Annotated in this window: 24 protein-coding genes; 8 read left to right on the forward strand and 16 right to left on the reverse strand. The window is 38.1% G+C overall.

All coding sequences use genetic code 11. The annotated features are described in order from the left end of the window. Nucleotides 1–36: 36 nt before the first annotated feature. Nucleotides 37–1,443: an AmmeMemoRadiSam system protein A gene (gene amrA, locus TDE_RS11575; protein WP_002680398.1), complete on the reverse strand. Its 1,407-nt coding sequence runs from the start codon at nt 1,441–1,443 to the stop codon at nt 37–39. 88 nt (nt 1,444–1,531) lie between these two features. On the opposite strand from amrA, the gene TDE_RS11580 reads away from it, so the two are divergent. The 4 genes from TDE_RS11580 (at nt 1,532) to TDE_RS11595 (ending at nt 4,648) form a co-directional block, all read left to right on the forward strand. After that, entirely contained in the window at nt 1,532–2,434 is a 903-nt protein-coding gene (locus TDE_RS11580; protein WP_010957234.1) for an ankyrin repeat domain-containing protein, read from the forward strand. Nucleotides 2,435–2,458: 24 nt separating this feature from the next. Then, nucleotides 2,459–3,502 carry a tRNA preQ1(34) S-adenosylmethionine ribosyltransferase-isomerase QueA gene (queA, locus tag TDE_RS11585; RefSeq protein WP_010957235.1) on the forward strand — a complete coding sequence of 348 codons (1,044 nt, stop codon included), beginning with the start codon at nt 2,459–2,461 and terminating at the stop codon, nt 3,500–3,502. A gap of 134 nt (nt 3,503–3,636) precedes the next feature. Further along, on the forward strand, nt 3,637–3,933 hold the full coding sequence (locus tag TDE_RS11590; RefSeq protein WP_002680407.1) for a hypothetical protein: 297 nt from the start codon (nt 3,637–3,639) through the stop codon (nt 3,931–3,933). A 130-nt stretch (nt 3,934–4,063) separates the two neighbouring features. Continuing rightward, entirely contained in the window at nt 4,064–4,648 is a 585-nt protein-coding gene (locus TDE_RS11595) for an SMI1/KNR4 family protein (RefSeq protein ID WP_002680409.1), read from the forward strand. 279 nt (nt 4,649–4,927) lie between these two features. On the opposite strand, the gene TDE_RS11600 is transcribed toward TDE_RS11595, so the two are convergent. The 5 genes from TDE_RS11600 to TDE_RS13170 form a co-directional block, all read right to left on the reverse strand. Continuing rightward, a complete protein-coding gene (locus tag TDE_RS11600) occupies nt 4,928–5,953 on the reverse strand; it encodes a hypothetical protein (protein WP_002673991.1) in 1,026 nt (341 codons plus the stop codon). Between the two features lie 150 nt (nt 5,954–6,103). Further along, nucleotides 6,104–6,595: a type IV secretory system conjugative DNA transfer family protein gene (locus TDE_RS11605; RefSeq protein WP_002680412.1), complete on the reverse strand. Its 492-nt coding sequence runs from the start codon at nt 6,593–6,595 to the stop codon at nt 6,104–6,106. Between the two features lie 117 nt (nt 6,596–6,712). Continuing rightward, a complete protein-coding gene (locus TDE_RS11610) occupies nt 6,713–7,150 on the reverse strand; it encodes a hypothetical protein (protein ID WP_002667505.1) in 438 nt (145 codons plus the stop codon). Between the two features lie 124 nt (nt 7,151–7,274). Then, nucleotides 7,275–8,147, reverse strand: coding sequence for a leucine-rich repeat protein (locus TDE_RS11615; protein WP_002680413.1), 873 nt, complete (start codon nt 8,145–8,147; stop codon nt 7,275–7,277). Nucleotides 8,148–8,340: 193 nt separating this feature from the next. Further along, entirely contained in the window at nt 8,341–8,511 is a 171-nt protein-coding gene (locus TDE_RS13170; RefSeq protein WP_002680414.1) for a hypothetical protein, read from the reverse strand. A gap of 98 nt (nt 8,512–8,609) precedes the next feature. Here TDE_RS13170 and TDE_RS11620 point away from each other — a divergent pair, with 98 nt between their 5' ends. Further along, nucleotides 8,610–9,776, forward strand: coding sequence for an aminotransferase class V-fold PLP-dependent enzyme (locus TDE_RS11620; protein ID WP_002680415.1), 1,167 nt, complete (start codon nt 8,610–8,612; stop codon nt 9,774–9,776). On the opposite strand, the gene selD is transcribed toward TDE_RS11620, so the two are convergent. Further along, a complete protein-coding gene (gene selD / locus TDE_RS11625) occupies nt 9,773–10,837 on the reverse strand; it encodes a selenide, water dikinase SelD (protein WP_010957237.1) in 1,065 nt (354 codons plus the stop codon). The two genes, TDE_RS11620 and selD, sit on opposite strands and share 4 nt — an antisense overlap. 279 nt (nt 10,838–11,116) lie before the next feature. Between selD and TDE_RS11630 the strand changes: the two genes are divergently transcribed. Next, on the forward strand, nt 11,117–11,740 hold the full coding sequence (locus TDE_RS11630; RefSeq protein ID WP_002680418.1) for an FMN-binding protein: 624 nt from the start codon (nt 11,117–11,119) through the stop codon (nt 11,738–11,740). Nucleotides 11,741–11,967: 227 nt separating this feature from the next. Here the strand turns inward: TDE_RS11630 and TDE_RS11635 are convergent, their stop codons facing one another. From TDE_RS11635 to TDE_RS11660, 6 genes are all read right to left on the reverse strand, one after another. Then, on the reverse strand, nt 11,968–12,228 hold the full coding sequence (locus tag TDE_RS11635) for a DUF3343 domain-containing protein (protein WP_002675925.1): 261 nt from the start codon (nt 12,226–12,228) through the stop codon (nt 11,968–11,970). After that, nucleotides 12,228–12,437 (reverse strand): sulfurtransferase TusA family protein, encoded by a 210-nt coding sequence (locus TDE_RS11640; RefSeq protein WP_002667494.1) that lies wholly within the window; start codon nt 12,435–12,437, stop codon nt 12,228–12,230. Before TDE_RS11640 ends, TDE_RS11635 begins: the two co-directional genes overlap by 1 nt. A gap of 20 nt (nt 12,438–12,457) precedes the next feature. Continuing rightward, nucleotides 12,458–13,507, reverse strand: coding sequence for a YedE family putative selenium transporter (gene yedE, locus TDE_RS11645; protein ID WP_002680420.1), 1,050 nt, complete (start codon nt 13,505–13,507; stop codon nt 12,458–12,460). 305 nt (nt 13,508–13,812) lie between these two features. Further along, nucleotides 13,813–15,126: a hexokinase family protein gene (locus TDE_RS11650; RefSeq protein ID WP_002680422.1), complete on the reverse strand. Its 1,314-nt coding sequence runs from the start codon at nt 15,124–15,126 to the stop codon at nt 13,813–13,815. 49 nt (nt 15,127–15,175) lie between these two features. After that, complete coding sequence (gene metK / locus TDE_RS11655; protein ID WP_002680429.1) at nt 15,176–16,345, reverse strand: methionine adenosyltransferase; 1,170 nt, start codon at nt 16,343–16,345, stop codon at nt 15,176–15,178. A 95-nt stretch (nt 16,346–16,440) separates the two neighbouring features. After that, nucleotides 16,441–17,496 carry an EamA family transporter gene (locus TDE_RS11660; RefSeq protein ID WP_164920615.1) on the reverse strand — a complete coding sequence of 352 codons (1,056 nt, stop codon included), beginning with the start codon at nt 17,494–17,496 and terminating at the stop codon, nt 16,441–16,443. A gap of 92 nt (nt 17,497–17,588) precedes the next feature. Here TDE_RS11660 and TDE_RS11665 point away from each other — a divergent pair, with 92 nt between their 5' ends. Then, nucleotides 17,589–18,773 carry an ISNCY-like element ISTde1 family transposase gene (locus TDE_RS11665; protein WP_002679811.1) on the forward strand — a complete coding sequence of 395 codons (1,185 nt, stop codon included), beginning with the start codon at nt 17,589–17,591 and terminating at the stop codon, nt 18,771–18,773. A 151-nt stretch (nt 18,774–18,924) separates the two neighbouring features. Next, a complete protein-coding gene (gene rpsU, locus TDE_RS11670; protein WP_002673965.1) occupies nt 18,925–19,134 on the forward strand; it encodes a 30S ribosomal protein S21 in 210 nt (69 codons plus the stop codon). A gap of 44 nt (nt 19,135–19,178) precedes the next feature. On the opposite strand, the gene TDE_RS11675 is transcribed toward rpsU, so the two are convergent. Genes TDE_RS11675 through arcC form a run of 3 tightly spaced genes read right to left on the reverse strand, consistent with a single transcriptional unit; the run spans nt 19,179 to nt 22,027 of the window. Further along, nucleotides 19,179–19,673, reverse strand: coding sequence for a GNAT family N-acetyltransferase (locus TDE_RS11675; protein WP_002673963.1), 495 nt, complete (start codon nt 19,671–19,673; stop codon nt 19,179–19,181). A 33-nt stretch (nt 19,674–19,706) separates the two neighbouring features. Continuing rightward, on the reverse strand, nt 19,707–21,098 hold the full coding sequence (locus TDE_RS11680; protein WP_002680439.1) for an MATE family efflux transporter: 1,392 nt from the start codon (nt 21,096–21,098) through the stop codon (nt 19,707–19,709). Further along, nucleotides 21,098–22,027 (reverse strand): carbamate kinase, encoded by a 930-nt coding sequence (gene arcC / locus TDE_RS11685; protein WP_002680441.1) that lies wholly within the window; start codon nt 22,025–22,027, stop codon nt 21,098–21,100. The genes TDE_RS11680 and arcC overlap by 1 nt, the downstream gene beginning before the upstream one ends. Nucleotides 22,028–22,060 lie beyond the last annotated feature (33 nt).

Here is a 22,060-nt window from a genome sequence, read left to right on the forward strand (position 1 = left end):
AAATCTTCGGTTTTTAATTTTTCTAACCTCGTTTTTTTACTCATGCCTTATAACTTCAAAGCGGTACATGCGGTAAGGTTCTTCGGGGCTTATTCCGCCTTTTTGAAGAGCTATGGCGACCTGCATACCGACGGAATCGATACCTTCAAGGTTGGGTAAAAGAAGTCCGGTCCTCGAACCCGATGAGACTATCACACCGAAACGCTTTACATCCAAATCCGAAATCGATTTTATTTCTTCCGGTTCTGCAAGAATATCGACAGAACAGACAATTTCGTCCATTTCGGATAAATCGACGGGCGGAAACCGTGGGTCATTCAAGGCTGCCGATACTGCATTTTTAATTATCTCTTCACTTATGCGGCTTTTGGTAGGAAGTATTGTACCTATACATCCTCTAAGCTCCCCTTTTTTCTTTAAGCATACAAAAACGCCGGCCTTTCCCGATTGAATACCATCGGTATTCTTAGGTTTTAAAAACTTATTATGCTTTAAATAGTAGATAATACTCCTGCGTGCAAGATTTATATAAGGGTCATTTGTTTGCGAATCGGGCAATATAAATTTCTTCTTTTTTTCTTTAAAAACAATCTCTAAGTCCTCATCTTCCGGCTGTCTTATAGATTTAACCTTAAATCGAGCAACACCGTATCCGACTCCAAAGGGACCCTCGTAGGAAAGCAGCTCTTGAGAATGTTTATAACAGGATAAAAGCCCCGACAAAATTAAAAAAGAATTAAGACCGCACTCCCCCGCCCTTTCGGTAAGCAAAGGAGGAATATCGGCAAATTCGGAAAGGCTTCCCTTTTCTATAATTCTTACAAATTCCTTATCGAATTTGGGTCCTTCAGGAGCAAAACCGTAAGGGCCTGTAGAAAGAAGCCGATGTGAAAGATCTCCGCTCGCAATAAAAACAGATTTGCATTTTTTTTCTTCAATAATATCGGAAAGAATTGACCCGAATTCTTCAAGCATTGCACTCAACATAATTCCGTAATTTATATGCACAAGAGAAAAATTTGAAAACTCTGAGCTTATAAAATAAAGCGGAACAAAGGAGCCGTGATCTAGATTCATATCTACAGCCGCATAAGGGAAGCCTGTCTTTTTGCATTTTTTGATTATTTCTTTTACAATCCGCTCATCGTTTTTTGCTGAAAAACGCAAATCGGGACAACCGAATTGAGCCATAGTTCCTTCGATAACCGGAGCCGTATTTATTGTAACTGCCCCTCGGTGCATTTTTGCATGTGGAGTTATGATTATAATAGTTTCAGGTTCTATTTGCTTTACTTCTTTCGATATGGTTTTAAGAGCCTTAGAAGTTGAAGCTATTTTTTTCTCCTCTCCCCTGCCTATCTCGGGAATTATAATCGGAGGATGAGGGGTGATATATGCAGCCCTTAGATTAGTATCTTTTGAACAAAGCTCTTTTTTTCTCATAGAATTATTATAATATAGTTTTTAAAATTATACCAGCATAAAATCTCTTCTATTTACTTTTTTTTTATAAGAAGATATAATAAGCTTTATGAATGTCGCTATTTTCTATGATGAAAAGAAAAAAGACGCAGCGATGGCTATTAAAAATATAATCATATCCCACGAATGTGATGTAACTTTATACAATGAAGATGAGATATGGAAAGATGAAAATTTACACACGCCGCGCCATATTATGAAAAACATTACTCATGTTCTCTTTATTTACAGTAAAAATCCTGCTGCCTATTTGGGCTTTATGTTTTTTTTGGGCTATGCCACAGGTTTAAATCTTCCGGTTCTTGTACTTGAAGAAAGCGAAAAGCTCGAACTGCCGAAGAACTTTTTGCGTTCTTTTGTTATGCTGACAATTAAGTCCTTTGAGTCCTATTTTGAGGTAGAAAAAAAACGCTTTACGGAAAATCAGCTTAAAGAGCTGGCCCGTGCAAAACTTTTAGAAAACGGCTATTCTCTTTTTATTCCGAATTATGTGCGTGCGGTTAAAAATAATGAAAAAGAAATCGTAGAACTTTTTATAGATGCAGGCTTTGACCCTTCACAAAAAGATTCCCTCGGAACACCGGTTTTATCCCTTGCAGTAAGAAACAAATGTTTGGAAACACTTGAACTCCTGCTTGAAAGAGGGGCGACAATAAACCTTTGTGCAGAAGACAGAAACTACTCGGCCTTGATGGATGCGGCTCAGGTCGGATACATTGAAGCGGTACAAGCCCTCCTCGAAAAAAAAGCCGATACCAATATTCAAAGCAAGGACGGACAAACAGCCTTGATCCTTTCGGTAGGCCGCCGTGAAGCCGATATTGTGGAAATGCTTGTAAAGCACGGGGCCGATTATAATATCAAGGACGGCTTAGGTATGTCTGCCCTTGGCTATGCAAAACTCTTCGGGGATAAAAAAATTTTATCCTTGTTTGGTGAACAAACAAATTAACAACACTTATTTTGATGGAAAACTATGCTTACAAAAGAATTTAACTTTGACTTACCGGAAGAGCTGATAGCTCAATCTCCCTCCGAAAAAAGAGGAGGCGACAGACTTTTAATTTTAGACAAACAAAGCGGAAAACTTGAAGACCGGCTTTTTACGGAGCTGCCTGAAATCCTTCCCAAAAATGCCCTGATGGTTTTTAATAACTCGAAGGTGCGTCATGCCCGCATTTATGCAAAGAGCAAAACAAATGCAGTGTGCGAATTTTTAATGATTAATCCTATGAGGGACTCGGACGGTTCCCTTTGGCAGGTTATGGCAAAAAAAGCAAAACGCCAAAAACCCGGGAAGACCTTTTTATTTGAAGACGGAACTGAGGCTGAAATAATCGAGTCCGAGATACCTCTCGAAAGCGAATTCCGCTGTATGAAATTCAATAGGGTTATCGATGATGAGTGGCTCGATAAATACGGGCACATGCCCCTGCCTCCCTACATTCACCGAAAAGATACCCAAGAAGATGCAGACCGCTATCAGACCGTCTATGCAGAAATCTACGGCTCGATTGCGGCTCCCACTGCAGGCCTCCACTTTACCCAAGAGGTGCTTTCAAAAATAAGGGATAAGGGAATCGATATTGAATATGTAACCCTCCATGTGGGACTCGGTACCTTTCTTCCCGTACGGGCTGAAAAAATAGAAGACCATAAGATGCACACCGAACATTTTTTTATTTCGGAAAAAACGGCTCAGGCCGTTGAAAAAGCCAAGAAGGAAGGAAGGCCTATTATAGCCGTAGGAACGACCACCGTGCGCACCCTCGAATCCGCATGGGACGAAAAAAGAAAAGAATTAAAATGGGGCAATCAGTCTACGGATATTTTTATTTACCCCTCATATAAATTTAAACTGATAGATAAGCTCTTTACCAATTTTCACACCCCCGAGTCGAGCCTCGTAATGCTGGTCTCCGCCCTTGCAGGAAAAGAAAATATTTTTAAAGCCTACCGCCATGCCGTCGAAGAAAAATATAAATTCTTTTCTTACGGAGATGCAATGCTGATTTTGTAGGGTGAGGGATGAATTTACATAAAGGAACTTTAAAAAACATTTCTAAAGTCCATTTTTAGCGGACAAGTTAATGAATTTCCTTATATTTTGCTCCGATATTTCACGAGGCCGCCTATTACAGGCGTAATGAGGTAATGTTACATCAATATAATTTGCTTTCAAAAGAATTGCAGCAGGAAGTACAACATTATATTGAATATTTATTTCTAAAAAATAAAACGCTGAGTAAAAAAACAGATGAAGAAAGCATTAAAGAAACTCAAGCAGATAAAATATCAGATACTGAATTATTCGGCATAAATACCGAAATGGTTTCGGATAAAAAACTTTTTGAAGTTTCCAATCATCTTATCAAAGAAAAATGCAGTTATGAAAATACTGAAACATTAGAACTTACGGATGTCCAATTTTATGATAATAATTCGCAATGATGATATAAGGTCGTTCAAACAAATAACGGCTAATTGTATCAATAGCATTTGAAACAACATTAAACTGTCTGTAACAGTGCATGATACTGCAAAAAACATAGACAACAGTATAATAAGGAGTTGTAATAAAATGGAACTGATTGATAACATCAAGAAAATTGAAACATATGTATGCGAAAATTTTGAAGAATGGGGATTGGATGATCCGATTGAAGAAGAATATTTTCAGGAATATGAATCAATAGCCGGTGCTTCACAACATGATTTGCTCAAATTTGAAGAGGAGTTTTCCATTTGTTTACCGGAAGATTTTAAGACACTTTATCAATACAAAGACGGAAGTAGATTTATGTGCATTCTTCCATCCATGATAGGAACTTCTGATATGTGCTTTTGTTTGATGAGCTTAACGGAAATTAAAAAATGCAAGACATATTTTCAAAACAAAAAAGCCTTGTTATCAAATTTTCCGAAGTATTTTTCATCTCAAGATATCGATAATATGCAAGATAACAGAATCAAACCATACCTGTTCAACAAGAGATGGATTCCGTTTGCACAATACTGCGACAGCTGTTACCTAATGCTTGATTTTGATCCGGATACAGAGGGAAAGAAAGGACAAGTAATCTGTTACATCCATGATCCTGATGAAATTGTATATGTTTCAAAGAATATTACAGAGTTGATTGAAAAGATAACTGAGAAAATTTAATGGATACACAAGTGAAACAAAGTGTGTGATAAAAGAAAGTCTCACCAATAAATTGAGATATTTCAAATCCTCCATCATTACACTATTACAATGTGATGATGGAAAGAATAGAATGAAATACATTTCAAGTGCGAAATCATATTTCTGCTATACATCATAAATGAACATCCTCTTATAGAGGCTATCGTTCAAAAACAAGCAAATGACAATTTGAAATAACAAAAGATAAATTAGGGGAGTATACTTGAAAAGTTTACTCCCCTTTTGTGTTATAAAAATTTACTCCCATTGTACATGTTGTGCTCTTGCACCGTAACGATATGCAGTTCCATCCTCATTAAAATTAGCCTCGATTCTATATCTTTTCCATAGCACATAATCCGTAGTTTGCATCTTAAGAATGAAAAGAGTATCATTTTTTATTTCTTCAGAATCTACGGGATTTAACGAAAAAATATCCTTTATATCCCTTGTTTTAAAATCTTGGATTGTAAGTTGAGATAAGTCAGTATGATTAAAGGTAACCTCGGATAATTGCTTACTATCAGCGTCAATCTCATAGTATGTGATAACGCAATTCTTTAAGCTATCTGAATCCTTCCCTGTAGGCGTAACACTCACAAAGCCATAAGACTTACCATCACGAAAAATTTCTAAAAGCTTGCCGTAATAAAAATGATCATTTCGTTCATTGACAATCTCGCTATCAGCAGTTTTTTCATAAAATGTGAACCCTTCGGACAAAAGCTCAGATGCCTTTGTTTCCCCAACAATGACATTCGTTTTATCTACTTGAACTTCGATTGGATCTGACGGAAAACCGGTCAAAGAGAAGAATAACATGAAGGCAAAACATGCAAAAAACATACTCGCAACTATAGCATTTGATGAAGCATAAAAATACATCGGTTTATTCGAGCGATGAGACAATACAATAATCAGTTTTATAACATGACTTAGTATTAGTACTACAATAACAATAGAAAACTCAGCCTTCAAACACATATAAAGCGCTTTTGAAAAGTGATGTGTTCTGTAATATATTGCGCCGAAAACAACAATATTTGCCAAAACAAAATTCAAAATGAATAAGGTAGCCTCTTTCAATGCTGTCGAATCAGTAACATAATCAAATTGACGGCTACTGAATCTTCCTTTAAGGCTTGATCCAATCAAATAAATCCATCTTGGCAAATCTGTGTCTGTTCCTATAGCTATCACAATTCTCAAATAGATATAGATTGTCAATAAAAAAAGCAGTAATGCAAGAAATCCAAAACTCAAAAGTACTATTGTAAATCCCATGAATACTCTCCTTTTTTTAATAAAATTCACACTTTTGCACACCGAACATTATATCACAGTTGCATATCTTGCGTTTCTCCTACAAATCCTGATTTATCAAACTTTATTATACCAAATAGACCCTCTCCTGTATAGCTATAACAGAAAATATTACAATCTTGTAATCACTGTATTGCCATTCATCTTAGCTTTACCTTTTCGTTTAATATATTCCTCAATATCAAATACATTCCTCTTATCATAGTCTTCAAGGAGCTTATAATTCTTATGTTTTGTAATATCGAATTTGTCTGATAGAAAAGGTCTTACGCCTCTAAGCTGAAAGATACATTTACCACCATCCATAACTGTTATCTCATCTTGACTCATAAGTTCTTTACCTGTCTTTTGATAATTTAAGCCGAAACTCTTTTGATTACTCCTTGTTTCCGATGTGTTGTAAAGGTCAATAGTTTCTTTACCAAGTGTTTCGGAAAGCTCTTTTAGTGTAGTTTTCTCCTTTCCACCTAAAAATAGGGTACTATCACAGTTACCAACAATTGTATCGGCATTATCCTTGTAGATTGCCTTTAGCTGAGATTGTGCCTGAAGTATGATACTTGTTGAAATTTCTCTGGAACAGATCGTTGCAATGAGCTTCATCGGTATCCGAGATAATAACAAAGAGTGCCGTTTTTCTATCTCCAAGAGTATCAAGCTCAAGTTCATCCTCTTTCAAGACTTATATCTGAGTATAATGAATTTGAACATAGTCCTTTACTACACAAATGCAAAATGCGTACGTATTTGTTGCGCAGGAACGTTTATTGGCTGTTGATTTACATTAGATAACATATAAGGATTTATATATGCCGGACTATTTGCCTGAAAATCTAACAGCACGGTCTTTTGCACATTCCAACCGGCATTTTGAAATGCGGTAATATAGCTAATTGCATCAGGACACTTATTTACAGCCTTCCTGCGCAAAGTTGCTACTACCGCATTCGGCTTTTGAGGATTCTGTATAACCTCATTAATAACATCTTGCGGCTGCATACCTTTTTCCTGTGCAGATCGTACAAACACATAGGCATTAATGACATTTTGCTTAAGCATCTTAAGCTCCTTTACTTCCATCTGCTTACTTCCAGTTAAGCAGCGCATTAATGACGATTTACCGGTGGCATATTCACCAATAATCAAATATACATCCATAATTATCCTCCTCCTCTTTCCGGATTGTGTGATACTATATTTAGACTGATTTTTCAAGTTAAAAACAGAATTTATTATAAGAGCAATCCGCAAAACTGATAATTTCACAAGATTGCTCTTGTAATTAAAAACTTCCTGTATATCCCAATTCTTTTAATTTAGCTTGTGTTTTTAAGGTTAAATGAGTACCTTTGAAACTACACCAATCAAATTCAATTTGTTTAATTTCGTCAGGAATTATAATTTCAGTTAAATTCCGGCAGTAGGAGAAACCTTCACCATAATGTCCTTTTATCTTTTTTAAATTTTTTGGAAAGGTTATACTCTTTAAAGTATCTGAGCTAAAGTCTTTTAACTCTTCAATCCTGTCAGGAATAATAACTGTAGTTCCATTAAATGCATAATATGCTCCGAGTTTTTGTTTCACGGTATCAGGTACTATAAATTCTTCAAGAAAGAAAAATTCATAGTCAGGATTATTTGGATAAGGCTTCTTAGAAGAGAGCCCTTTTTCATTACCATATCCGTAAACAGCTTTTTTCCCCGGTACTATTTTTTTTGCACAAATTTTTACTTTGTTGACGTTATAAGTGCTTGTAACAAATTCTACTGTATCAGGTATTATGACTAAATCCCATGGAATCTCATCACCATCACCATTTTCATTAGCCAGTCTTGACATTCTCTCCTGAGTGAAACAAATTCCTTTGACCGGTAGATTTTCAATTTCTGCAGGAAAATATAAAACATTGGATTTCGGCATATAGAACATTTTGTCTTGGCTATTTGCCTTTTTTTCGTATGCTTCTTGTCTAAATCCTGTTATAACCACCCCGGTACCATCTCCAGTTAATTCATACTGAAAGTAATCCGATGGCCATGGTTTTGCATTTTTAACCTGCTTACTTGTATTTGTATTGCCATCTTCATTACATGAAGCCAATACAACCAACATTCCAAATAGCATCATAAAGATTTCTATTGGTTTTTTGTACATAATAACCCTCCATACTTAGTTATTAATTTTTATCCTTTTTTCATTATACCCCCCATTTTTTGTCAACCCTATTGACAATTTTTTTTATATTTTTTGAAAATACGGATGGCGTATTGTTTATCCTTTTCAAGTTCGGAAGGTACAAAGAATTCCACCACCGAAGAAAAATATGTTCAGGTAGTTGCAGTCGGGTTCAATACCCTTCGTTACGACGTAGGCGTCGGGGTATTAAACCCTCCGCACGAATAAAATCGGTACGGGTATTTGCTTCATCATAAGCAGATGTATTGTACTGCCTTTTATTCAGTTCAAAAAGGTCAGTCAACTTTGTAAGACCTATTTTATGTTCATCTAAAATATTCATAAGTAACTCCGTAAAAGGCCTAATTGTCTTTGATTATACCACTATCCATCCCCATTTTCAATTGACTTAAAAAACTATTTGGAGTAAAATAATTTACTATGAAAAAGCGTATCTTTTTAGACAATGCGGCCGGAGCCTTTCCTAAGACACCCGGTCTCGATCAAGCTCTTGCGATGGCATTAAATATGGGAACGGGAAATATTAACCGCAGTACCTACACCGAAACCGAGGAAGCAGGGCTTGCCGTCATCGAAACAAGAGAACTTTTATGTAAGCTCTTTAATTTTCAGCCGGCAACCCATGTTATTTTTACATCGGGAGTTACGGCAAGTCTAAACTATATTATCAAGGGATTTCTCAAATCGGGCGACAGAGTTTTAACAAGCTCCTTTGAACATAATGCCGTAATGCGCCCTCTGGTTCAAATGGAAAAAATAGGCGTAAAGATTGACCGCGTTCCTGCAATCTTAAAAAACGGAGGAACCTTTGTAGATACATCCTTAATCGAATCTATGATAAGGCCTGAAACCCGCCTTGCCGTTTTTTCACATGCTTCAAATGTAACGGGCTTTATTCAACCGATAGAAGAAATTGCCTCAATCTTAAAAAAGCACAATATTCCTTTAGTAATAGACGGTGCCCAAAGTGCAGGCCACATTCCCGTCGACCTTACACAATTAAACCCGGCAGCCTTTTGCTTTACGGGACATAAGGGGCTACTCGGCCCCCAAGGAACGGGCGGCATCTTATTCGATAAGGATTTTGCAAAAGAGGTTGAGCCCCTCATCACAGGCGGAACAGGAAGCGCATCCGATTCGGAAGAAACTCCCTCCTTTATGCCCGATAAATTCGAAGCCGGAACTCAAAACATAATCGGAATTGCAGGTCTTCACCACAGCCTGAAATGGCTGGATGCTTTCGGAATTCAAAACATTCATAAGCGAGAACAAAAATTGCTTAAACTATTTTTGGACGGAATAAAAGGCCTTCCGATAAAAATAGCGGGAGGAGAATCAGCCGAAAACAGGGTCGGAATTGTTTCGATAGACTTTTCCGAATTTATGGACAATGCTGAAGCCGGTGCCTCTCTCGAAGAAAAATACGGCATCCTTACCCGCTGCGGCCTCCATTGTTCGCCTTCGGCTCATAAGTCCATCGGCACCTTTCCGCAAGGCACGGTAAGATTTTCGACAGGCCCCTTTACAATAGAAGAAGAAATTGAAACGGCAATAAGGGCAATAAAGGAGCTTTGCCCAAGGGCTTAACTCACCCTAAGAATTTTTTCGTCCCTCTTGGTAACAAGGCCTATAATGGCAGGTTTGCCGCAGGGAGTATTTTCCAAAGCTTGAGACAGTTCCTCGTAAAGAGCAGCAGCATCTTCCTTGTCTACCGAAATCAAAAGCCCTCCCGAAGTTTGAGGATCGAACATCAGGTCTTGATATGCAAGGGGAACATTTTCAAAGACAATATTATCTCCGACAAAATTTCTATTGGAGTAAACTCCTGCCGGCATCATACCCATTTCGGCACTTTCAATTACGGATTTATAAATAGGAACGGATTTATAATCGACTTCAATGCTCATACCGCTTCCCTTCCCCATCTCATAAAGATGACCGAGAAGACCGAAACCTGTAATGTCGGTACAGGCATTTATCTTGTATTTTACCATGATATTGCGGGCCTTCGCATTTAAAAAAGCCATAATCTTATAACAGCGGTCAAGTTCTTCCGGCGGCGACATGTCGGCCTTTGAAGCCGTAAGTAAAATACCCGTGCCGATAGGCTTAGTCAAAATTAAAACATCGCCTTCCTTTGCTGTCGAATTTTCTAAAATCTTTTTAGGATGAACAAAGCCGTTTACAGCCAAACCGTACTTGGGCGAGTCATCATAAATGGTATGTCCTCCGCAGACAATGGCACCGGCCTCATAAACCTTATCGAAACCGCCGCGTAAAATTTCTTTTATCATATCTTCAGGCATATCCTTGGTAATACAAAAAAGATTTAGGGCGAGCTTAGGCTCCCCGCCCATCGCATAAATATCGCTTAAAGAATTTGCGGCGGCAACTTGCCCGAATATGTAGGGATCGCCTGAAACCGGCGGAAAAAAATCTATAGTAGATATAAGAGCCGTTTTATCGTTTATCTTATAGACGGCAGCATCATCTGAAGTATTAAAACCTACGAGTAAATTATCGTCATTCCTTACGGAAAAATTTTTTAAAAGTTTATCGAGTGCACCCGCACTCAGCTTTGCACCTCAGCCCGGATTTTTTGCAGCTTTTAATAAATCGAAATCTTCATTAATAAGTGAACAGCTCATATCAGCCTCCTGAATAATTAAGAAGCCTCTAAAAACATCGGTTTTTAGAGGGTCTCCTTAACCTTATTTGCGATGTTTAAAATTAAGTCATCAAAATATAAGGACTTAATTTTAAACTCGTCGGCCATCTTTAAAAATCCGACAAGATTTTTAAAGATGGCCATAGTATCTCATAATTTTAACTTATGGTCAAGATAAAAAAAAGAGCTATTGAACATTTAATTATATAAGAGTATACTATTGCTAACAAAATCTTGTTTACGGAGGAATATGATAAAAATGAGTAAAAAGATAAAAGCTATAGGATTCTTTGTAACAGCTATTTTAGTATTTGCTTTTGCTTGCGAACCGGAGATGCTTTACGGGACTGCAAAGGTAGCTGGCTCGACCCCTGCCGGTACTAATTATGAATATGGATATTCAGTATGTATCGATGTAACCGTTGATGACCAAGGTAAAATCATCAAAGTAAGTGATGACGAGAAAAACACGGAGGCATCTATCGCAGCAGATGTTATAGGAGCTGCAGCAAGCAACAAAGCTTACTGGAAAAAATATTTGTCAGGAAAAGGTTTTGAAAAGTATAAAAACCTTACCATAGAAGATGTCAAAAAAATGAATGTCGGTTTCCCCGGAGCTCCGGGAGTTGATGCCGTAGGAGGAGCCACAGCAGCTTCCCTTGCGGTAAAAAATGCGGTTTTACAGGCTTTGGTGCTTGATGCTTCACTTAAGGAGCTTGTAAACTATAAAAATCCCGACAATTATAAAAAGGGAGAACAAAAAAAGTTGGAAAAAATCGTTAAAGAAGGAAGAACCCATCTTGAAACTTTAGAAACTTATGAAGAAATAGAAAAGGCTCTTGCAGAATTAAAACAAAAACTGGATGCGTTAAAAACAAAATAATCAACTAATAAAAAGCGGCGGCAGTATTGGTGGAAGCCACCCAAATCGGAACTTCCATAACACTGCCGCCTTTAATCGCACTATCGGAAGCCTATAAAAACATCAGTTTTTATAGGCTTTCCTTAAATTTAATTTACGATGTTTTTCATAAGTCATTGATATATAAAGACTTATGAAAAACTCGTTGGTCATCTCTAAAATCCAACAAGGTTTTTAGAGATGACCGATCACACTTCAACGTACTTGCCGTCTTCACTTAAATAATAAAAAGCATCGTAATCAAATTGACTAAAATAATCTTTATCAAAAGCAAGGCCTTCTTTAAAAATCAATTTTAATGCAGTGCCGCAGCTTGAACTTACAGAGCGCGGCACCGGAACCAATTTTGCAGTCAACTCTCCTGTCTTAGCATTATCCGTTTTGTTCACGGCTCTCATGCAGACAAGAGAATCATAATGTGTATGAAAGGTAATTAAATACTCTTTCATTATTTTGATACGGCAATTTTCCAGCCGTCATCGCTAGGTTCAATCTTTGTTTTAGCCTTTGCATTATCGCAAAAGCGTTTTATATTTTCTTTTGATGTTTCGTTATCTACCAACACAACGAAGGCAGAATTTACAGCAAGAGCTTTTTTGGTTAAAACCACTGGCTCAGGGCAAGCAAGTCCTCGAGCATCTACAATAATATCAGACATAATCTTCTCCTAATAAAAACTTATTTATTTTTCAAAGAATAATAGATACTTACAAAAGCTGTAAGAATCAAACCTACAACAACAGCTATCATTCCGGCACTTGTCGGACCCTTACCGGAAGAAGCCAGGCCGAAGTTATGGGCAAAGGCAGCACCGGCGATAAGTCCTACAACAGTAATTGCTGAATCGCTGTTTCCTTCACCCGTCAATATGAGCTGTCTTAAAGGACAGCCGCCCAAAAGAACGCTTGCCCAGCCGACTAAAACCATTCCAAGGGCATTCCATAAGCCGTCTGTGTGGGCTACGGGCTGGCCGGCAAAACCTAAATTGAACTTACCTAAAATTAACGAACCTACTACAACAGTTACCAAAATAGTAAGGCTTCCCCACAATAGGTGAAAATCTTTAAGCATGATTGCATCTCGAATTCCTCCTACAGTACACATTCTGCTTCTTTGAGCAAGACCGCCTACAACAAGACCTATAGCCAAGGCCAAGAAAATCGGAGCCTTCATAGAGCCGGGGCCCTTTTCGCTAAAAGCAAGAGCTGAGGGGAAAGCAACCAAGAGTACAAAGAAAATAATCATAAAGATTATAGGAATTACACCTTCTTGCTTTGACTGATTATGAGCCCTGCTAAGAGAAAAGTTTTTATTTAAGAAGAAGATACCGATTACAATTCCGGCAATAAAGCCTACCAAACCGAAAACAGCATTTAAATCTCCTGCTCCCAAGCGTAAAAACATTCTCAAAGGACAACCTAAGAAAACCAAGGCTCCTATCATAACAAAGAAACCTAGAGTAAATCGTGTAAAGGCAGCAGAACCGCCTCTCGGCTTAAATTCTTTTTTTACAAAAGCCAGTACAAAGGCCCCGATTATAAGACCGATTACCTCAGGTCTCATATACTGAACAACTCCTGCATTATGCAGTTTTAAGGCGCCGGCAATGTCCCGCAAAAAACATGCAATACAAAAACCCATGTTTCCCGGATTTCCGAACCTAACCAATACGAGGGCCGCAATACCGATCACGGCACCTGTAACAATAACCATGAGATGTTTTTTCATAAACTCTCCTCCATTTAAAAAAGATTGGGAGATAACGAGTTTTTCAAAATAAATTTACAAAAAGGCTATAAAGACAATTTTGAAGGAATCAAAAAGAAGGCGGCGGAAAAAGCAAAATTCGCAAAAGGTCCTTCGTTTTTGTTTCCGTATTATAAGCCGGAAGTAAAATTACCTCGAAGATATAAACTCATTTACGCATTTCGATCTCCCATAACTAAAGTATAAACCATAACGATTTATCGGGTATAATTTTAGCAAAAAGAAAATAAAATGTCAACATATTAAAAAAAATTAAGATTTATTATTTAATTTAAAAAGGCTGCAAGAGCCGTACCCAAGGTTACAGCTTCATCATTTGTTTTAAGGACAAAGTAAATTCCTCTTTTTTCGGTTAAACAGGTGTGTAAACTCTTAAAGATTCTTTCTTTAATCAAAAAACCTTTTAAAAACATCGAGCCGTCGGCACTTATACAGATGGGCTTATCCGGCGATTTACCCTTACCGGTTTTTATACAAGCGGCAGCAATTACGGCAGCTGAAAGCCTTCCGGCTCTCTCAAAAAAACATTTACATATGGAATAGATTTTAACATAGTCTTCCGAAACCGAATGAGCTTCGATTATACCGGAAAAAATATTTTTATCGTGATTTTGTTCCTTTAAAAATAAAGAAATCTCTTCAGTTGAAAAATCACAGGAATTTAAAAGCATCTTGTTGACCCTCGGTGAAAAAATTCCTTCGGCAGAACCCGCCCTTAAAGCGATTGAACAAAGCTCTCCAAGATAGCGTCCTGAACACATTCTTTCTAAAAAATACTCGTTTTTTAAATTGGAATTTTCGGATAAGATTTTATCGAATTTACTTTGAGGAATCTTATTGCTCTTTCCAGACTCGCATACGATTATCTGAGGTTTATCGTAAAATTCGGTAGTTTTGAGTTTTTCAATTTTTCCGTATTCGATATATGCAGAATTTAGGCCCGTTCCTAGAACAAAGCCTATGTGAGAGTCAAAGCCCTGATCGTCGGTTTCAGAAAAAATTCCTGACTGGAGAACTGCAGCGGTATCGTTCACCATTATAATTTTTTTTATTTTTTTCCAACCCTTACGAGATAAGGCTTGAAAAAGTCCCTCATTTATTTTGCAATCGCCGATATAGGGCAGTTTTATTTCTTTTGAAAGCTTAATAGCCTGCCCGCCGCCGTCAGGAAAAATCTTTATGGCATAGGAAAAGCAAAAAGAAATCATATCAGACTCATCTTTTAAAGGTTCTAAGTATTCGGCAATGCTGTCAAAGAACTCTTCATTAGTCATTTCCCTGTCAAGAGCAGGCATCGGATGCTTAAAAAAAGAAAGAATTTCAGGCACTCCTTTTTTGTCAAAATAGACAATGCCTGCCCTAAAATTAGTACCTCCGGCATCGATGATTATTACCTTTTTATCCTTAGGGATATCGGTGGGAAGATTTTTCCATAAGGGAATCATATCCATAGAAGAAACAGACTCAGCTTCGCTTTCCAATCCTTTTTTCATATCTTCCAAAAGGATTGAAGCTGCATATTCGATATCAATTTTATAATCAAAATTATTTCTCTTAAAAAAATCGTCGATCTCTTTCATTTAAATAATTCCCTTAAAACTTAAGTGTAGAAGCAAAAAGCAGACCAGCTTATTTAATCGCTTTCTTTAGAGCTTCCGTCTTGTCGGTTTTTTCCCATGAGAATTCGGGGCGTCCGAAGTGGCCATAGGCTGCCGTTTCTTTATAGATGGGGCGTTTTAAATCCAGAGTCTTTATAATGCCTGCAGGAGACATATCAAAAACCTCTTTTATTGCCTTTTCTATTTTTTCTTCAGGAACTTCACCCGTTCCGAAGGTATCAACTCTTACGGCGACAGGGAATGGAACTCCGATTGCATAGGCTAACTGAACTTCGCAGCGGCGTGCAAGATCTGCAGCTACTACGTTTTTTGCAATGTATCGGGCCATGTAGGCAGCAGAGCGGTCAACCTTTGACGGGTCCTTACCCGAAAAAGCTCCTCCTCCATGTCTTCCCATTCCGCCGTAGGTGTCTACTATTATTTTTCTTCCGGTAAGACCTGTGTCTCCAAAAGGGCCTCCTATAACAAAGCGGCCTGTAGGATTGATAAAATACTTGGTATCATCGGCCAAAAGTCCGGTCGGTCCCAAAACAGGCTTAATAACCCGATTGATTAGAGTATCTTTTAACTCATCATATTGAACATCGGGATAGTGCTGATGAGAAAGAACAACCGTGTCTATCTTGATAGGCTTAAAGCCCTCATATTTTACGGTAATCTGGGTTTTTGAATCTGGCCTGAGCCAAGGAATAACCTTTTCCTTTCTGAGTTTTGCTGCATACCTCAATACAGAATGAGAAAACATAATGGGAGCAGGCATCAGTTCAGGAGTTTCCTTGCAGGCAAAACCGAACATCATACCCTGATCTCCTGCCCCCTGCTGGCCCTTATATTCATCAAGTCCCGTACCGTCTACCCCTTGCGAAATATCTGGGGACTGTGAGTGAATCATATTCATAACAGCCATAGAATGGCAGTCCAAACCGAAATCGGTATTTGTATAGCCGATTTCTTCAGCGATAGACCGTGCAATCTCCTGAATATCTACATAGGTGTTAGTTGTTATCTCTCCGCCGACAAGAACCAAGGCGGTAGAGGCAAAGGTTTCACAGGCTACATGGCTTTCAGGGTCGTCCCTTAAACATGCATCTAAAACTGCATCCGAAATTTGATCGCAGAGCTTATCGGGATGCCCTTCACTTACCGACTCTGACGTAAAATAATTTATATCGTTTTTCATATTAACCTCATCATTTTAACAATATTTTAGAAGAATATTATACTATAAAGTTTAAAGCTTTTTCAAGCTATAAAGAAAATACTGAACTTTCTTTTCTAGGCTTTTTCTTTTTTTAAAAAAGAAAGCTTTGTTTCCGAAATTATTATCGCTATAAAGATTAAGATAAAACCGAAAACCGAATAAACATCAAGACTTTCACCCTTAAATATAACCGAAAAGATAATTCCGAAAATCGATTCAAGACCTAAGATAATGGCGGCACTTGAAGCATCTGTATGCTTTTGGCCTATATTTTGTAAAAGAAGAGCCAGCCCTGTACAAATTGCAGCAAGATAGAGCACGGAGCCGACAGATGAGTAAGACCAAACTATTGCACTATTATCTTCAAAAATAAGAGTTACAAGCCATGAAAGAATTGCAGCCGCTCCGAATTGGATAATAGTCATAAGAATGGGATCCTTTCTTTTGCTTAATCGTGTAATACTTACAATGTGGCTTGCAAAAAGAAGACCGCTTAAAAGAGCATAAAAATCTCCCAGCGTTATTCCTACAGAGGATGAAAGAACCAAGTCTTTAAAAGATACAAGACCTATTCCCAAAATACACAAAACGGCAGCAGAGGCGTTGTACCTATCGGGACGAATCCTGTTTACAAGCCAACCCAAAAAGGGTACGATTACGCAATAAGAAGCAGATAAAAAGGCGCTTCGTCCGGGGAGCCCGCCGGCAGTCGTAACGCCGAAGGTTTGACTGGAATAAGCAATAAACAGAAAAAAGCCTACAATTCCTCCGTTTATAAGATAATCTTTGTCTATGAGTTTTAATTTTTTATAAAACACAAGACAAAGCAAAAAACAGGCAATAGAAAATCTTAAGCCCAATAAAAAATTAGGTTTAAAAAAATCCGTAGTTTCGCTTACAACAACAAGAGAACTACCCCATACTATTGCAACAATCAAAAGGGCTAAACGCGATAAAACATTAATCTTGGTATTAGTCAAAATAAATTCCTTTGCATCGTCAGTAAAACGGCAAATGCAAAATGCCTCAAAAAGTCCGGGAACGAGCTTTCCTTTTTGAAAAGGTGTATTATATGATAAGTCCGCATTATACAGAAAAACGAAAAAAAAGACAAGCCGGAATTTATACAAACAAAAAATCGTCCTATGTTGAAACACAGTGATAAAGTCCCCTTGTAAGCACCGTTAAAATGTCCCCATAATAAATTGTGGAGATGACGGTGATGGAAGAAAAATTAAATATGGGAAAAAAGGAAAGAACAAGGGGAAAAATACTGGCAATGGTAGTAGAGCGTCAAATAACCTTAAAACAAGCAGCCATAAAAATGCAGGTATGTTACAGACAAGCAAAGCGTATTTACAAAAGGTATTTGGAACAAGGAGATAAAGGTCTTTTGCATAAAAGTCTAGGAAAACCTTCCTCAAAAAGAGTCGATGAAAATATAAAGAAAAAATGCTTGGAACTGTACGCTGAAAAATATCATGATTTTGGTCCTACTCTGGCAGCAGAAAAACTTGAAGAACTTGATGGGATAAAAATAAATCATGAAACGCTTAGGCGATTACTAATCAAAGCAGGTCTTTGGAGTAGAAAACGGCGAAGGAACATTCATCGAAGTAGAAGAGAAAGAAGAGAATGTTTTGGACAGATGCTTCAATTTGACGGAAGTCATCATAAATGGTTTGAGCAAAGAGGACCTAAATGCTGTTTAATGAATATAGTCGATGATGCAACAGGAATGACACAGTCGTTTTTGACGGAACAAGAGACAACGGAAGCTGCTATGAGGCTTTTATGGGGCTGGATAGACTGTCATGGGATACCTCAAGCGGTATGTTGTGATAAAAAAAATGCTTATGTTATTACACGGGAGCCAACTATGTCAGAAATAATAAAAAATGTAAGGCCTAAAACCCCGTTTCAAAAAGCTTGTGAAAAACTTGGAATACAAATAATAGTGGCTCATTCGGCTCAATCTAAAGGCCGTGTAGAAAGGAATCATAGTGTTTATCAAGACAGATTTGTAAAAGAATTACGCCTTGCAAAAATAAATACTATTGAAAAGGCTAATGCTTTTTTACAAAAAGAGTATTTACCGAAAATAAATAAAAAGTTCGCCATTGCACCTTTAGACTCACAAGATGGGCATGCTCCTTGTCCAAGTAAAGAACAGCTTGCTAATATTTTCTGCTATGAAGAACAAAGGGTTGTAAGTAATGATTTTGTTATCAGGTATGAAAACAGACTTTTTCAAATAACAAAATCGAACCGTAATATACCGAGACCTAAAACAAACATATTGTTAAGAGAACTCTTGGATGGAACCATAAAACTAATATGGAACAACAAAGAGCTTGATTTCTTAGAAATAACTAAAGAGTATCTTAAGGAGGTAAAATTATCATAACCGGCATAACAAAAGGGGACATTTCTATGGTGCTAAAACAGGGGACATTTCTATGGTGTATTGACAAACAAAAAATCGTCCTATTGACATATTCTTATATTTTCTATATAATCGACTCTTAATCCTAAAGCCGGAGGGGGTGAAAAAAGAAATGGCATATGTAACAATTGACGATTCAGAGCATCTTGAAAAAGCTCTAAAAAGATTTAAGCGTCAAGTCGAAAAAGAAGGTATTATCCGCGAATGGAAAAAGAAGGAATTCTACGAAAAACCTTCCACTGTTTTAAACAGAAAGAATAAGGCCCTCCGCCGAAAACTTATGAAAAAAACAAGACGCTCACGCGATTCAAAGAGCTATTAATGGAAAAGAGCTTGCGGTTTCAAACTTGAACCCAAGCTCTTTTTTTATCTAAGCTCTTTTTCCATATAAATATAACCGTCCTCTCCCTCTTTTTTTAAAATATGCTCAGGTACCTTAGAGGCGGAAAAACCTAATCTTTTATAAAGTTTGATTGCTTTTTCATTTTGAGGAACAGGATTAACCCAAACCTTTTTAGCACCTTTAAGTCTTGCCTGTTCTATAGCAAAACTCAAGGCCTTAGAGGCAATCCCTCTCCCCCGAGCCTTGGCAAACAGCTTAATATCAAGACTTGTAAGATTATCATGAACCGTATCGATGGAATACCAAGTTTCTCCGCAATAAACTTCCCCCTCAAAAATCGAATAATGCATAGATAGAGGACTGTTCTTTAGCACCCAATCATACCAACGGGCCATTTCTTCATCGGTTTGAACCAAACCGTCCGGAAATCCTACAAATTTCATAACATCACCATCAGCCCATAAGGCTTTAACCAATGGAAGGTCCTTTTTTTCGGTCGGCCTAATCAATATTTCCATATAACTACTATCCTCCTTCTATAAATAGAGATTTTATTTTTCAATCCTAGTCAAGTTTTTGACCCAGCGTTCTTTTTTTAGCTGGACTTCGGCAAGGACAGCTTTCATTATGCTGGTAAGTTTAGCAATTGCATACATAATGGGTGAAGACCAATCCGTAAAATAATATAACAAAAGCATGCAGGGCATAAATAAGAACATATTTACCGTAGTATCTACCCAGACTCCCATGACCGCATCCCCTCCGGATCGGGCTATCGCATATTGGGTGTTTTGAAAGGTCCATACAGGCATATAAAGAGCGATAAAGATTATAAGAAGCCTTGTAACCTCATGAGAAGCAGGACTTAAACTACGGAACACAATCGGAACCAGCATAATCGAAAAAAGCTCTAAAAGGGATGTTCCGAGACCGAGTACAAAAGCACCTCTTTTAATCCAACGGGCCTGCTCTCTTGCCTCCTCAAGCTTATTTCTTCCGAGGGTACCGCCTATTATAACGCCAACCGAAGTACCTATTGCCGGAAAAACCAAAAAGAATAGGTTGGCAATTGTCCAGCCCGCAGACATACCGGCTACAACTTCAGTGCCTCCCCTGCTGTTATAAACAGCCGTTGCCACTATCTCGCTCAGAACCCAAGACATATCGGCAACAAAGATGAGGGCAGACTTTTTTAAAATCTCATAAAAAAGGTGAAGCTTTATTTTAAGCATTTCTTTTATTTTTACATAGAAAAGAGGCTTAACTTTTTTTGCATAAAGAACAAAAATTATAAGCTCGGCACAGCGGGCAATTACCGTAGCATAGGCAGCTCCTGCTACCTCAAGCCTTGGGGCTCCCAGATTTCCGTATATGAGCATGTAGTTTCCGATAGTATTTATAAGGGTTGAAACAAGGGATATATACATGGGAACCTTTACATTTCCCGTTTCACGGAAAGAGGAAGCTATTCCTATCGAAAAGGCTGTGGGAATAAACGATAATAGAATAACATTACTGTAAATTACGGCCTGCTCTACTATTTCTTTTTTTGCAGTATTACCATTCACCAAGAGGCCTAAAACAAGGTCGGGGATTGTAAGACAGATACCAAGAAGAGCAAGGGCGAAGATTATGCCGGATATCTGCTTAAAGCGGTAGGCCTGCTGCATCCCTTCTTCATCTTTTGTGCCGTTATACTGCGACATAAACATTCCGCCCGCACTGCAAAGAATATTGAGGCCGGTTATGTATACAAAGATAATTTGGTTGGCAACATTTACCCCGCTCATTTTTAGGTCGCCTAGGTCGGCAACCATAAAGTTGTCTATAAGAGAAACAAGAGATTGAATAAAAAGCTGTACCATTACAGGTACAGCTAATTTTACGGCATTTTTATAAAAAGAAAAAGGCCCAAAATATTTATGTTTTAAATTTGTAACCACTATCTGATTATTGTTCCCGATTTACCGTCGATGGCATCCTTTGCCTTTTCCAAAAGAGTAATAAGGGCATAGCCTTTTTTGTTGGATTCGGCAAACTGGATGGCAGCCTGCACTTTCGGAAGCATAGAACCGGGAGCAAAGTGTCCTTCTTCAATATATTTTTTTGCTTCTGCAACCGAAATTTCTGAAAGCCATTTTTGGTCGGGCTTGTTAAAGTTGATAGCGACTTTTTCTACAGCGGTCAAGATGATAAGACAGTCTGCATTTAAAAGCTGAGCCAGCTTTGCACTTGCAAAGTCCTTATCGATAACGGCCGGAACGCCGCAAAGAGCGTTTCCTTTTTTTACGACAGGAATACCGCCGCCTCCGCAGGTTATAACTATTTGCCCCGCATCGCAAAGAGCCCTGATACTTTCGATTTCTGCAATATCTATGGGTTTGGGAGAAGCCACGACCCGCCTGTAACCTCGGCCTGCATCTTCTACAACATTTTCACCCTTAGCGGTTAAAATATCGGCTTCTTCCTTGGTCATAAAACTGCCTATGGGCTTTGTAGGTTTTGAAAAGGCAGGATCCGAAGGATCTACGAGCACCTGAGTTATCAAGGTAGCAACGGGCTTATTGATACCGCGGTTTAAAAGCTCTTCCCTTAAAGCTGCTTCCAAATCGTTCCCTATATAGCCTTGACTCATAGCAACGGAAATGGCAAGTTCGGGTTCCGAAGTTTTAGGATCGATTTTATGATATTCGGACATTGCCAAATGAATCATTCCAACCTGAGGCCCGTTTCCGTGAGAAACGATTACCTGATGACCTTCTTCGGCTAAATCGGCAATGGCCTTTGCCGTAATTTTAACGGCCTTTCTTTGTTCTTCCAAATTATTTCCCAACGCATTGCCGCCTAAGGCAATAACAATCTTTTTCGGCATAGAATTCTCTCCTTAAATAGAATTATCTCCTTA

The organism is Treponema denticola ATCC 35405, from assembly GCF_000008185.1.
Classification (GTDB): domain Bacteria; phylum Spirochaetota; class Spirochaetia; order Treponematales; family Treponemataceae; genus Treponema_B; species Treponema_B denticola.

Coding starts and splice junctions, on each gene's coding strand:
- amrA (WP_002680398.1), bottom strand. CDS start 1,443: ATGAGAAAAAAAGAGCTTTGTTCAAAAGATACTAATCTAAGGGCTGCA.
- TDE_RS11580 (WP_010957234.1), top strand. CDS start 1,532: ATGAATGTCGCTATTTTCTATGATGAAAAGAAAAAAGACGCAGCGATG.
- queA (WP_010957235.1), top strand. CDS start 2,459: ATGCTTACAAAAGAATTTAACTTTGACTTACCGGAAGAGCTGATAGCT.
- TDE_RS11590 (WP_002680407.1), top strand. CDS start 3,637: ATGTTACATCAATATAATTTGCTTTCAAAAGAATTGCAGCAGGAAGTA.
- TDE_RS11595 (WP_002680409.1), top strand. CDS start 4,064: ATGGAACTGATTGATAACATCAAGAAAATTGAAACATATGTATGCGAA.
- TDE_RS11600 (WP_002673991.1), bottom strand. CDS start 5,953: ATGGGATTTACAATAGTACTTTTGAGTTTTGGATTTCTTGCATTACTG.
- TDE_RS11605 (WP_002680412.1), bottom strand. CDS start 6,595: ATGAAGCTCATTGCAACGATCTGTTCCAGAGAAATTTCAACAAGTATC.
- TDE_RS11610 (WP_002667505.1), bottom strand. CDS start 7,150: ATGGATGTATATTTGATTATTGGTGAATATGCCACCGGTAAATCGTCA.
- TDE_RS11615 (WP_002680413.1), bottom strand. CDS start 8,147: ATGTACAAAAAACCAATAGAAATCTTTATGATGCTATTTGGAATGTTG.
- TDE_RS13170 (WP_002680414.1), bottom strand. CDS start 8,511: ATGAATATTTTAGATGAACATAAAATAGGTCTTACAAAGTTGACTGAC.
- TDE_RS11620 (WP_002680415.1), top strand. CDS start 8,610: ATGAAAAAGCGTATCTTTTTAGACAATGCGGCCGGAGCCTTTCCTAAG.
- TDE_RS11630 (WP_002680418.1), top strand. CDS start 11,117: ATGAGTAAAAAGATAAAAGCTATAGGATTCTTTGTAACAGCTATTTTA.
- TDE_RS11635 (WP_002675925.1), bottom strand. CDS start 12,228: ATGAAAGAGTATTTAATTACCTTTCATACACATTATGATTCTCTTGTC.
- TDE_RS11640 (WP_002667494.1), bottom strand. CDS start 12,437: ATGTCTGATATTATTGTAGATGCTCGAGGACTTGCTTGCCCTGAGCCA.
- yedE (WP_002680420.1), bottom strand. CDS start 13,507: ATGAAAAAACATCTCATGGTTATTGTTACAGGTGCCGTGATCGGTATT.
- TDE_RS11650 (WP_002680422.1), bottom strand. CDS start 15,126: ATGAAAGAGATCGACGATTTTTTTAAGAGAAATAATTTTGATTATAAA.
- metK (WP_002680429.1), bottom strand. CDS start 16,345: ATGAAAAACGATATAAATTATTTTACGTCAGAGTCGGTAAGTGAAGGG.
- TDE_RS11665 (WP_002679811.1), top strand. CDS start 17,589: ATGGAAGAAAAATTAAATATGGGAAAAAAGGAAAGAACAAGGGGAAAA.
- rpsU (WP_002673965.1), top strand. CDS start 18,925: ATGGCATATGTAACAATTGACGATTCAGAGCATCTTGAAAAAGCTCTA.
- TDE_RS11675 (WP_002673963.1), bottom strand. CDS start 19,673: ATGGAAATATTGATTAGGCCGACCGAAAAAAAGGACCTTCCATTGGTT.
- arcC (WP_002680441.1), bottom strand. CDS start 22,027: ATGCCGAAAAAGATTGTTATTGCCTTAGGCGGCAATGCGTTGGGAAAT.